This window comes from Cetobacterium sp. ZOR0034, assembly GCF_000799075.1.
Classification (GTDB): domain Bacteria; phylum Fusobacteriota; class Fusobacteriia; order Fusobacteriales; family Fusobacteriaceae; genus Cetobacterium_A.
Map to the genome: position 1 here is coordinate 40,871 of NZ_JTLI01000034.1, position 12,538 is coordinate 53,408.

Consider the following 12,538-nt stretch of genomic DNA (forward strand, 5'->3'; position numbering starts at 1 on the left):
ATTTTTAAATAATAACACATTTTGTTTTTTTTTCAATCTTTTTTTATAACAAATGCATCTTATACTCAACGAAACATTTTAAAAAAAATATAAATTATAAAAAATATTATAATAATAGTATAAGATATAGTATTTTGTGTTTTAGCGTATAACTTTTTTTGAGATATTCCATTAGCAAGAGCTATCTGTTTAATATTTAACATAGTTAAAGTAGGAATTTCTAAACTTTCATAATATTTTTCTAATTTAAAAGAAACTAAATTCCCACCAATATTTATAAAATATTTTGGATTTGGATATTTCTCATAGTAAGCTATTCTTTTTTCTATATTGTCATTTAAATCTTTAAAATCTAATTTTGGAATATCTATCTTCTTTAATCTTTTTACTAAGTACTCTTTCGTATCTTCATCAAAATTTAACCCTTCATCTGCATCTCCACCTAAAGTATAAAGTTCTATATTATTTTTTATCATATTTTTATGTTTTAAAAGATTTGTCATTTCTAAAAATGTAAGCTCTTCGTTATTAGCTCCATACATTGATGATCCAATGGAATTTATTATAACTCCTCTTAAATTAAGAGTATCTAAAGCTGATATTAAAGATAGATTAAGTCCTGGAAATGAGCTCGACATATTTACATATACAACATCATCTTTTCTCAATCCTTTATTTTTCAATTCTTTCACAAAATAAGCTGCAAATTCTGGGTTTGTAGATATTCTCTTACTATCCAAATCTCCTAAAGTTGTAGTTATTCCTGTGAACTCCTCTCCTATCAAACCACTTTCTAAAATATCTAATTTCCTATCAATATTAATTCCTCTGTTTATCTTTTCATTGTATATCTCTCTAGAAAGTTTCGCCATTAAATTTTTAGCTTTTAACATCTCATTAAAACTTTCATGTTTATCTCCAAGCTCCATATCTCCTAAGATTAAAAATATTCCAACTAAAATCGCCAATAAATATAATGAATATTTTTTCATATAAAACTCCCACTTATTATAATAATACTTTTTATGACTCCTGTTAATATAAGAAGTGCTGGCAAAGTCTTTTTTACTCCGTTTCTATCCAAATCTTGAGCTAAAATTGCAGGTATAAGAAGCCCTATTACCTCTCCTCCAATTAAAATCTCAAAATCTAACTCTCCCATAAATCTTTTAAGCAAAAAAGTTATTATAATATATATTGCAAATCTACGTCTTCCATATATTATAAGATATTTTTCTAAAAATCTTACAGCTACTAATACTAAAAATGCGACTAATATAGTTGCTAATATTCTTTTATGATCATTTGAAAAAAGTGCAAAATATCCAGGAACAATAAGTCCTCCAGGAGATAATTCACTCACTTCATAAAATAAAATACTTAACAGTACCCCAATTATAACTATACTCTCATTCATCTATACCCCTACTTTCAATCACTTTTAATAATTCTTTTCCCTTTCCACATATATTCCCTACCGCAAAAATAACTGAATCTTCAGTTAAAATATCGAATTGTTCTACATTTTTTAAAATTTCAACTTTATTTATATTTTTATTAAGTTTTTTACAAAAAATATTTATACTCTCTCCTGAGATAAATATTTTTTCAAATTTTTCCTCATGTTTTTCAACAAAATTTACAAACTGTTCTAATCGGCTTAATCTATCTCTTCTATTATTAACCATAAGGTATTTTTTTCTAGTCCATAACTCTTCACTCTCAAATTTTTTTATAATCTTCTCACTAGAATCAGGATCATTGGCTGCTAAAAGATTTATAAAACTTATCTTTTTACCTTGAGAATTTAGAAATTTTATCTCTTTTAAAACTCCCGAGTCTTTTTTATACTTTTTCATTCTTTCTAATGCTACTTCTCTACTTACACCTAAATACTCACAAACTTTCAAAGCTACTGCTACATTCTCTATAAAGTCTATCTTTTTATAGTCATCTTTTAATTCGTCCATGAATAAAACTTTAGTTACTTTTGATTCAGCTTTCTCTTTAATTATATCTAAATTTTTCTCTTCTCCAGTTATTAAAATTCCATTTTGAGGTATCGTATTACAAAGTGAATTCGTAATTTTTTCTAAGCTTTCTCCCATCTCATCCAAATGATCATATCTCACATTAGTTATCACAGCTATGTCTGCTTTTACAATTTTTTCCTCTGATATCTTTTGTAACTCTGGCTTCACAGCCATACACTCCAAAATTAATATCTCTGTTTCACTTTTTGCAGCTTTTTTTATAATCTTTATCTGCTCTCTTATATTTGCTTTTCCTATTCTTTTTATATTTTTTTCTTGATTATTAATATCTATATATTTTGGTTCTGTTCCAGTAACCTTAGTAAATATTCTTTTTTTCCCATCTCTTAATCCTGCATCAATAAGTCTAGAAACTGTTGATTTACCTCTTATTCCATTTACATGAATAACCATCTTTATTTTTTTTCTAGCTTTTTCTAACGATATCTTTTCATAAATTAATTTTATAAAAAATATCCCTATGAAAGTAAAAACAACAGTTTCCATAACTCACCTCTTAATTTTTTGTCACTTTATTCAAGTAGTTTCCTATTCCGTTCTCTCTTATCTCTAAAATTGTTGGAACGTTTTCTATTATAATCTCTTTTTCAGGTTCATTTTCTCCCATCACTTTTATAAGTTCTACAACGCTTCCAACATGCCTTGATACTCTTTCGTCAAGAGGATGTCCCTTTTCATCAAATGGTACAAATAAACGACCTAACTTTTGTGCTTTTACATATGTCGGATCAACACCAGTTACAACTAAAGCTTCATTAGTTTTTCCTCTTAATCTACCTTGAGCTGGATTAGCTGTTTCCATCAAAATTGCATATGTATCTGTAAAATCTCCAAGCTCTCTATGAGTCAATCCTCTTAAACTCACAGGAGATGGTTCTAATCCAATAGCTACATCTTCAAACTCTAGATTCATTACTGTATTTGATGCAATTCCCATCGCTCTATCGTGAGCAACTATTGCATTTATAACTGGATACTCTGGTGAGGCTTCATGTAAATCTATCGTCATATCTATCTTTTCATTTTTTATTAGTTGAACTATTGCATAAGCAGCTTTTTCTGTAGATGTTCCATCTGCTCTTCCAGGATAAGCTCTATTTATATTTCTAGTTTCATTTCCTGATAACTGCTGCCCAGAACTTGCATGAATATATACGTCTGGATCTGGCCATTGATCTAGTGGATTAGTTGCACGTGACCCGTATCTAAACCATCTATCTCCATCTTTAGTTTTAATTGTAAACCTTTGAGGTGATCCCTCTTGGGGATCATTATGTGTGTATCCACTATTATTAGTTCTAGGAATTACATAGACAATTCCCTTATCAACTTTAGCATTTTCTATAAATAGAATTGCACTTAAAAGTCCTGAGGGTTCATTTCCATGTGTTCCACCTAAAATTAGTGTAGCCCCCCCCTCCTCTTTTCCTTTTAAAATATAGATCTCTGTATCCATATTAGTTCCTTTTATATCTGGAAAATACTCACTTAACATCTTTACTTCTGTAACTCCCTCTCCTTTTACAATAGGCTCCGGCTCTCTCATTTTTTTAAACTCTTTCCCTGCTATAAAAGCTATCAATAAAGAACAAGCTAAAAGTATAGCTCCTGTAGTTTTATTTCCTTTCATACAACAATCTCCTCTTTATTTTATCATTAATAATCTCAATATTAAAGGAATTATAACTAACGCCGCATTTAACTGACTAAAAAATCTTTTCTCTTCAAAAAGATTTAATACGACCATGATTAATGTATATAGCGTTATTCCTAAATAAATAAACATCATTTTTATCACTCTCCTCTAATATATTATCGAAGCTATCTCTTTAGAGAAAACTATAAACAAGATAGAGTAAACTATAATTACCAAAGCTGGAACCATTGATTTTTTTAAAACTAACGAATACTCTTTTAATCCAACTACCTGAGCAGCAAATATTCCTGCTAGAGCCGTAGGTGGCATCAGATCTCCCAATCCAGCTATAAAAGAGATTGATGATGCTGTTATTATCTGGTTTTGTGCTAAAAATACCATCAAGAATGGAACTCCTAAAACTGAAGCAGCACCAAAAGATGATACTGCTCCAAATAGCGGAATTGTTATTGCCATAGCTACATATATCATTGCTGGTGGTAAACTTAAACTATTTACAACTATAAATCCCCTAACTCCTGTAAGAGTCATTACTTGAATAAACATTCCAACTCCCATTAAAATTCCTAAAACTGGTAATGTTTCTTTTATCGCTTCCTTAGAAACCGATATAAAGTTAATTTTTTTACCACAAAATAATCCAACTACAGCACTTATTAAAAATATTAAAGGCATTCCTAAATTAAATATTGTTGGCACAACTTTTCCTAAAACCATTAAAATAACACCTAATATTATTGGCAAATAAAGTTTCCAACCATATTTCTCAATATCTTCTAAATTTATTTTAGACTTTATTTCATCATAATTTATTTTTTTTACATATTTCAATCCTAGATAAAGTACTGTAAAGATAGCTACTGGAATTGTTAGTAAAAGAAGAGGAATTGTAAATCCTACATAAGGCATATCTATTCCTCCACCAATTATCATTGCTGGTACATTTACAGGAGGAGCAATCATTCCCAATATTCCACCTATTGCAATAATTGTTGCAGTTTCAACAATTGGTATTCCAACCAACATAAGTATTGGAGCTACTATACTTCCCGCTGTTAACACTGCTGCTGTTGAAGACCCTGTTATCATTCCTGGAAACATACTAACAATCATTAAAAAAATTAGTAAAACCCAGGGGATTGAATGAAATTTTTTTAATATTGATGCACTCAAAGCATTCAATGTTCCTATCTCTTGAATAGTTTTCATAAAAATCATAGCTGTTGCTATTACAAGAATAGTATCGATATATCCAAACATCCCTTCAACTAAATGTCTTACAGGAATTCCATTACCACTTATTAATGTTCCTGTTATAGCTGATAAAACCATAGCTATACTCACAGGTAATTTCAGCTTAAAACATGAAAATGTAAAAACTATTATCATTCCTAAAAATATTATCAATTCTTGCGACACTTTTTCCTCCTTTGAATAAAAGCTGCTAAAAATTTTTAGCAGCTTTTTTATTTGCTTATTAAAAAATCTCTTTTAGAGGCTCTACTGCTCCACTTATTTTAGGAACAAGAACTAAAGGTATTTTCTTTTCTTCAGCTACTTTTGTAAATAGTTGATCTTTATTTCCATCTTCGACTACGATTAAATAGTCACACTCTCCAACAGTTGCGTTTACAAATTTATCAGATAATTCTCCTCTTCGTTGCTCTCCACCAACATGTAATCCAACTATTTTTATTCCTTTTTCTTTAGCAATTTTTAGCAGTTGTTCAGTTCTCGCTAGCTCATCTTCAACTTTTATCCCTGCTGCACCAAGTCCCTTTGAACTTCCTCCAATTGCTATTACAACTGTCTTGTCTATTCCTAGTTTATCTCCAGTAATATTTTTATCTAAAGTTGCTTCTACTCCAGCTTTTTTTAATAGCACACTTACCATTTGTACATCAGCACTTTGCCCTACTGAAGTTAATAACACAGGTTTTTCAAATTTTTCTCCAAAAGCTAAAACCCCTAAAATAAAAAACAATATTGTTGTAAAAAATCTTTTCATCTATTCATCCTCCTCTTTTAAATACCTACTGCTTTTCCATCTCTTCTTGGGTCTGCTCCGCCTTCTAATGTTCCATCTTTTTTATACAATACTCCTTGAACTGATCCCATTCCTCTATCCCACTCTGATGTTCCATTCACCTCATGTCCTAGAGATTTTAGCTTATCTACAGTTTCAGGAGTAATTCTTGTCTCAACATTAATTTTATTAGATGTATTATCAAACATTCTTGGAGCATCAATAGCTTCTTGCATTCCCATATTATGATCCACTACTTTACTTATTACTTGTGACACTGTACTTATAATCTTTGTAGCACCTGGTGATCCTAACACCATAAATGGCTCGCCATTTTTAAGTACAATTGTTGGTGACATTGAACTAAGAGGAGTTTTTCCTGGAGCTACTGAGTTCGGATGCCCTTCTCCTGTAACAAAATCATCCATCTCATTATTTAAGACAAATCCATATCCATCTGCTACTACTCCATTTCCAAAAATTCCATTTACAGTTTTAGTTACTGAAACCATATTCCCCTCTTTATCTGCTATAGAGTAATGAGTTGTATCATCCGATTCATACTGCCATGGGTCATGAGCGATACTTTCTTTTGATTTAGACATATCAATTTTTTCAGATAAATCTTTTGCATATTTTTTAGATGTTAATCCCTTTAAAGGTACTGGAGTATAATCTGTATCTCCCATATATTTTGCTCTATCAGCATAAGATAACTTAAATGCTTCAGAGAAAAGGTGTAAATACTCTGGAGAGTTTACTTCCATATCTCCAACCTTAAAGTTTTCTAAAATATTTAATATTTGTACAACTACTGCTCCTCCTGAACTCGGAGCTGGTGATGATATAATCTCATATCCTCTATAATTTCCTACTACAGGTTTTCTAATTCTCGGTTCATAATTTGCTAAATCTTCCATTGTGAATACTCCACCATACTTATTTAAAGTTCCAACAATAGATTCAGCTACTTCACCTTTATAAAATCCATCCTTACCATTTTTTATTATTAAATCAAGTGTTTTAGCCATATCTTCATTTTTAAAAGTATCTCCTGTTTCATAAGGAAATCCATCTGCTGTTAAAAAAGTTTTTCCAAACTCAGGATATTTAATCATCAAGTCATATTTATTTTTCATATCTCCTGATAATGTTGGTGTTACAACAAAACCATTTTTTGCTAAGTCTGCTGCTGGTCTAATTACATCCTCTCTTGACATAGTTCCATATTTCTCTAAAGCATATAGTAGTCCTGCCACTTCTCCTGGAACTCCAGCTGCTTTTCCACCTTCAACCTTTTCGTTATCCACTACTTTTCCATCTTTATCTAGTACCCACATTTTTGGTGCTGAATTTTTTGGTGCTCTCTCTCTAAAATCAATAAATACTGTTTCCCCTGTCTTAGCAATTCTTATTAGCATAAATCCACCTCCACCTAATCCAGATGAATTTGGTTCTGCAACACCTAAAGCAAACCCTGCTGCTACTGCTGCATCAATTGCATTTCCTCCTTTTTTTAAAACATCCATTCCAATTTTACTAGCTTCATACTTACTTGTAGAAACTATTCCAACTTTCCCCTCTGCTCCTCTACCAGTTCTAATCATATTCCCATTTTCATCAAATGGTTTAAAATCAGCTTTTAAACTGCTAAAAGAAAAAAATGTTACTGCAACTGCTCCTAATAAATATCTTTTTTTCATAACTCACTCCCCTTTCATTTCTATTATTTATACTCTATGAATTTTTGAATGTAAATAAAACATCCATTTTTCTCTTTTTTCTCTTTTTTCTCACAAAAAAAATAAACCCTCTTTGCTATCAAATAAAACAATTTGGGTTTATATCTCTATTTTAGTTTATACTCTTTTTTAGGTCTTCCGATTTTTCCATAAATATTATTTAAAATAACTTTCTCTTCATTCAAAAGATAGTTCATATATCGATTTACTGTTTTTGTAGCAACTCCTGTTAAATTAGATATTTCATCAACATCCATATATTCTTGCTTATTATTTAAGCATCCTAAAACTATATTTAGAGTATTTTTATCTATCCCTTTAGGAAGTCCTTTAGATAGTGAATCCTCATCTTTTAAAGGTTTTTTATTATTCAAATGAACATTCACCCTTGAAAAAAGATCAAGCATTTTTATAGGTTTAATTGCAAAATCATTTGCTCCCGCTTCAAAAAAACTTTCTGCTACAATCTCTTTTCCCTCTACTGTTAAAGCAATTATTGATACCTCTTTATCTAATGTTCTTATTAGCTTCGTACCAATAGCTCCATTTATATAAGGCATGTTATAATCTATCAAAATTATATCAAATTTTCTATTTTTCATTATTTCCAAGGATTTCTCCACACTATTAGCAGTTTCTACACTCCATCCCTTATATATAAAAAATTCAGATATTGCAAAACATATATCCTCTGAATCATCTATAATTAACATACTATTCCCCATACTCATCCCCCTTTAGAATGATATAAATTTTTGTTCCCATTTTTGTTTTTTTTATAAAATATATTTTTCCATCCATCTCTTTTATAGTTTTCACTACAAAAGCTAATCCTTTTCCTGATGATTTTTTTGTAGATACTCCCTCTTTTATTAATTCATTTATATTATCAATATCAATTCCATCACCATAATCGTCAATTTGGATTATTAATCTCCTTTTATAATCTTTAACCATTATATTTACAACAGATGAATTTGCCTCCCAAGAGTTAACAATAAGATTTATTATTACCCTAGATAATAAAATTCTATTTCCTTTTAGTTTATAATCTTTTTTTAAATAACTTTTATAAGTTATCCCCTCAATGTTTTTATGAACTGATAAAAATGAAAAAATAAATCTCATCATCTCTTCAATTTCTATTGGTTTCTCAGATTTTACAGATAGTATTTCACCAATCATAATATTTGTTTTTTCTATTGAATCTTCCATCTTTTTCAAATAAAGTTTTTTTCTCTCATCCTTCTCTTGAAGGGTGAGAGTTTCTAATAGAGCTCCCACTGAAAAAATCGGTGTTTTCAAATCATGAACCAATAGTTGAACCTCTTTTAAATGTCTATTTTCCATCTCTGATCTAGATCTTGCAATTCTTTCCTCTTGTCCTTTAAAAAAATGTAGCAATAAAATTGAAAATAAGGTAAAAAAGCTGAAGAAACTAATACAAATTAAAGTTACAATCACATCCGCTTCCATAAAATTTATAGCTTTATTTAAATCCGATGTAATCTCTCCTACACCTAAAAAATTAAAAAATTTACTTACATCTAACCATTGTAGCCCTACAATAAAGGATAAAAAAACTAAATATTTTTCTACATATGTTATGTTTTTTAAATCAAATTTTACATAATAACAAAACCATAACACTCCTAAAATACTTGTCTTCCCAACAGGAAGTTGAATATCATAGAAAATCTTTATTAAACTGTAGGCTATAGGAATTATTGGTAGTATTAATAATACTTTCTCAAAATTCCTTTTCCTTCCATTTTTTATAATCTCTATTGAATCAAAAAGTAAAAAGATCGCTATATACATCGGTATTGATCTTAAAGTATTCATTATAACTAACTTTAACATCCCAATTAAAAGGTGTTCTTTATCCCATAACTCCAATGCCTTAGTTATGGATTCGTAAATCTTAAAATTTTGATGCGTTAAAAAAATAGGAAAAATCATTCCCAAAAAAAGTACAATTAATACCATTTTTAGTTTTTTATATTCTAATTTAATCTCCATATTCTCTCCCTTGGATTTACTCTAATTATATCATTATTTTATTTAAATAGAATAATTTTTATCTAAATAAAATAATCACATAAAGTTTTATTGAATAGATTGAGATAATATACTATAATAGTCTTAATAACTATCGTAAATGAGGTGTTTATATGAATGATAAATGGAGCAAATTAAAAAATATAATTCAAAATAGTGATAATATCGTTTTCTTCGGAGGAGCTGGTACGTCAACAGAAAGTGGCATTCAAGATTTCAGGGGAACTGGTGGCCTTTATAGTCGTGAATACAAAGGATATAATCCTGAAGAGATTTTACATATAAATTTTTTCTTAAAAAATAGAAAAATCTTTAATGAATTCCTGAGTGAGAAAATGAACTTTAATGGTATAAAACCACATAAAGGTCATTATGCTCTTGTAGATTTAGAAAAAGATGGAAAATTAAAAGCCATAATTACACAAAATATTGATGATCTTCATCAAAAGGCTGGTTCTAAAAATGTATTAGAACTTCATGGGAATATATCTCATTTTTATTGTCTATCTTGTGGAAAAAAAGAAAAAGAAAACTTTAGCTGTCAATGTGGCGGGATAACACGGCCACCTGTTACATTATATGGTGAAAATCTAAATGAAGAAATTACTGAACTGGCTATTAATGCCATTAAAAAAGCTGATACACTTATCGTTGCTGGAACAAGTCTTACCGTTTATCCTGCGGCATACTATATACAATATTTCAAAGGAAAAAATCTTATTATCATCAATGCTGATGAAACTAAATACGATCAATATGCTACTTTAGTTATCAGAGATAGCTTTGCAGAAGTTATGTCTTATGTGACACAAAAATAAAAGGAGAATCTATGATAAAAAAACTATTACTATTAACAATACTTATTTCAAATCTACTTTATTCGGCGGATTTAACTGTTATAATTAACAATGGAGAATTAAAAGGAACTGCATATCTTGCACTTTATAAAGGAAAAGAGGGGTTTTTGAAAAAAGATTCTGTATTTAAAGGAGTTAAATTCGATTTAGTACCTAATGAAACTATTATCAATATAACTGAACTTCCAGCTGGAGATTATGCTTATATCGTTTTTCATGATGAAAATGAAAATGGAACTCTTGATACAAATTTTATGAAAATACCTAAAGAACCTACTGGATCTTCAAATAATTTCAGACCTAAATTCAAACCAAACTATGATGATTTTAAATTTACTCTAGATGAAAAGGTTACTCAAAAAATAGATTTAAAATAAAAAATAGCAGCTCAATAAGTAGCTGCTATTTTTTATATTCAAAATTTCAGAAAATTAAATTAAAGAACTTTTTTGAACATAGCTCTTTTCATTTGTATGTATATACAGTAATCTTCCATCCTTTATTTTATTTATAACTTTATCTGATATCTCTTTCGGTATAGCTGGACATCCTAAACTTCTATCTAGTTTTTTCGCTCCTGGTTTCGGTTTAGCATACTGTGATCCATGAACTACTATCGCTCTTTCTTTAGCTTTATCATTGATTCCTTTTTCTAATCCCTCTAATCTTAATGAGTACCCATATTCGCCATTATAAGTATTTTCTGTTTTATAAAATCCAGGTGAACTCTTAAAAGAGTTTATAGTATTTGAAAACTCTTTAGGTATGCTCTCACCACTATTTTTTCCATGCATAACATATGTTGAAAATAGCGTTTTTTTATTTTTTAGATCAATTACAAAGAATCTCTCTTTAATTGAAGATTTTGTAAAATCAACTATAGTTATGACATCCTCTTTTACACCCTTTATTTTTTTCATCCCCGTAATCGCATTTGAAAAGGTTGTAAATTCCATTTTATTTGTTAAATTTAATTCTTTATATAGACTCTCTATTGAGTTATTTGGTGAAAAAGCAAAATTATTTCCATTCTTCAGTTTGATGTTGTCTATCGAAAGAGTTGGATCTAAATTTAATTTTTGATTGATTGAATAACTTCCTACCGAAGCCATAGTAGAGCTAACTAAAGTCAAGAAAATAAATACAATATTCTTTACCATTAATACTCCTTAATATTTTTCTATTAACTTAGATTATATATGAATATTTATAATTAGTAAAGGGGTTTTATTCTTACATCAAAAATATCTTTTTTAAAAATTTTGCTACTCCATCTTCATCATTAGTCTCAGTTATATTCTTGACTTTATTTTTTAAGACTTCATGAGCATTTCCCATCGCCACACCTATACCAACAGATTGTAGCATTTCCAAATCATTGTGTGCATCTCCAAACGCTATACATTCAGACATTCTAATTCCTTTAGTTTCTAAAACATTTTTAAGTGTTGCTCCTTTATTAACGTCCTTATTTAGTATTTCTAAATACTTATCTTGAGAATATGTAAAATAAACTGTATCCTCTAACTTGTCTTTTAATTCTTTCTCAATCTTTTCTAATATGTGGTTCTCATCAATTATAATACTTTTAATCATTTTGAAATCACTGAATGTATCAAAAGATTTTAATACAGGTTCTAATTTAGAATTATTTTTATAATATTTAGTTCCATAACTTTCTAAATTTTCCACATACCATATATCATTTTGAAAAAGATTTAAATCTTTTTTATTTTCTCTACAAAACTCTATAATTTTAAGAACTTGTTCTTCTTCTAAAACTTTTTCATAAATTATTTCATCTGTTTTAAGATTAATAACTCTAGCACCATTGTAACATATTACTGAAACTGGAAAATCTAAACTTTGAGCTATTTTTTTAGTCATTGGATATGGTCTTCCTGTAACAATTAAAATTTCAACTCCGTTGCTAGATAATTTTTTTAATATTGCTCTATTTTCTTGAGATATTTCTTTTTGACTATTTAGTAATGTTCCATCTAAATCTAAAGCAACAGCTTCCATAAAACCTCCAAATTAAAGATTTTCTTTTATTACTGAAATCAACTTATCTGCTGTAAGTTCATACTTCTCTAATAACTCTTCAGCTTTTCCACTTTGACCAAACTTGTCATAGATTC

At 29.0% G+C, this 12,538-nt stretch carries 14 protein-coding genes and 1 pseudogene; 2 read left to right on the forward strand and 13 right to left on the reverse strand.

All coding sequences use genetic code 11. The annotated features are described in order from the left end of the window. Positions 1-65: 65 nt before the first annotated feature. From pgsW to L992_RS07720, 10 genes are all read right to left on the reverse strand, one after another. Positions 66-992 carry a poly-gamma-glutamate system protein gene (pgsW, locus tag L992_RS07680; RefSeq protein WP_047395443.1) on the reverse strand — a complete coding sequence of 309 codons (927 nt, stop codon included), beginning with the start codon at positions 990-992 and terminating at the stop codon, positions 66-68. Next, on the reverse strand, positions 989-1,417 hold the full coding sequence (pgsC, locus tag L992_RS07685) for a poly-gamma-glutamate biosynthesis protein PgsC (protein WP_047395445.1): 429 nt from the start codon (positions 1,415-1,417) through the stop codon (positions 989-991). Before pgsC ends, pgsW begins: the two co-directional genes overlap by 4 nt. Next, entirely contained in the window at positions 1,410-2,540 is a 1,131-nt protein-coding gene (pgsB, locus tag L992_RS07690) for a poly-gamma-glutamate synthase PgsB (protein WP_047395448.1), read from the reverse strand. The genes pgsC and pgsB overlap by 8 nt, the downstream gene beginning before the upstream one ends. A 10-nt stretch (positions 2,541-2,550) precedes the next feature. Further along, positions 2,551-3,684, reverse strand: coding sequence for a succinylglutamate desuccinylase (locus L992_RS07695; RefSeq protein ID WP_047395450.1), 1,134 nt, complete (start codon positions 3,682-3,684; stop codon positions 2,551-2,553). Positions 3,685-3,699: 15 nt separating this feature from the next. Beyond that, positions 3,700-3,843 carry a hypothetical protein gene (locus L992_RS13650; protein ID WP_197053404.1) on the reverse strand — a complete coding sequence of 48 codons (144 nt, stop codon included), beginning with the start codon at positions 3,841-3,843 and terminating at the stop codon, positions 3,700-3,702. A 15-nt stretch (positions 3,844-3,858) separates the two neighbouring features. Further along, on the reverse strand, positions 3,859-5,130 hold the full coding sequence (locus tag L992_RS07700) for a TRAP transporter large permease subunit (protein WP_047395452.1): 1,272 nt from the start codon (positions 5,128-5,130) through the stop codon (positions 3,859-3,861). 58 nt (positions 5,131-5,188) lie between these two features. Continuing rightward, a complete protein-coding gene (locus L992_RS07705) occupies positions 5,189-5,719 on the reverse strand; it encodes a DUF6305 family protein (protein ID WP_047395454.1) in 531 nt (176 codons plus the stop codon). A gap of 17 nt (positions 5,720-5,736) precedes the next feature. Beyond that, positions 5,737-7,440: a gamma-glutamyltransferase gene (ggt, locus tag L992_RS07710; RefSeq protein WP_047395457.1), complete on the reverse strand. Its 1,704-nt coding sequence runs from the start codon at positions 7,438-7,440 to the stop codon at positions 5,737-5,739. Positions 7,441-7,586: 146 nt separating this feature from the next. Further along, positions 7,587-8,204 (reverse strand): response regulator, encoded by a 618-nt coding sequence (locus tag L992_RS07715; RefSeq protein WP_047395459.1) that lies wholly within the window; start codon positions 8,202-8,204, stop codon positions 7,587-7,589. Next, the gene (locus L992_RS07720) at positions 8,194-9,501 is read right to left on the reverse strand and encodes an ATP-binding protein (protein WP_047395462.1); all 1,308 of its coding nucleotides are present in this window, start codon (positions 9,499-9,501) and stop codon (positions 8,194-8,196) included. Before L992_RS07720 ends, L992_RS07715 begins: the two co-directional genes overlap by 11 nt. A gap of 152 nt (positions 9,502-9,653) precedes the next feature. Between L992_RS07720 and L992_RS07725 the strand changes: the two genes are divergently transcribed. Further along, entirely contained in the window at positions 9,654-10,358 is a 705-nt protein-coding gene (locus L992_RS07725) for an NAD-dependent protein deacylase (RefSeq protein WP_047382132.1), read from the forward strand. An 11-nt stretch (positions 10,359-10,369) separates the two neighbouring features. Next, complete coding sequence (locus L992_RS13135; RefSeq protein WP_052193942.1) at positions 10,370-10,774, forward strand: DUF2141 domain-containing protein; 405 nt, start codon at positions 10,370-10,372, stop codon at positions 10,772-10,774. Positions 10,775-10,828: 54 nt separating this feature from the next. On the opposite strand, the gene L992_RS07735 is transcribed toward L992_RS13135, so the two are convergent. From L992_RS07735 to L992_RS13495, 3 genes and pseudogenes are all read right to left on the reverse strand, one after another. Continuing rightward, the gene (locus tag L992_RS07735; protein ID WP_081982772.1) at positions 10,829-11,557 is read right to left on the reverse strand and encodes a murein L,D-transpeptidase catalytic domain family protein; all 729 of its coding nucleotides are present in this window, start codon (positions 11,555-11,557) and stop codon (positions 10,829-10,831) included. 73 nt (positions 11,558-11,630) lie between these two features. Next, on the reverse strand, positions 11,631-12,422 hold the full coding sequence (locus tag L992_RS07740) for a Cof-type HAD-IIB family hydrolase (RefSeq protein WP_047395466.1): 792 nt from the start codon (positions 12,420-12,422) through the stop codon (positions 11,631-11,633). Positions 12,423-12,434: 12 nt separating this feature from the next. Then, a pseudogene (locus tag L992_RS13495) lies at positions 12,435-12,538 on the reverse strand (transketolase family protein); the annotation flags it as partial.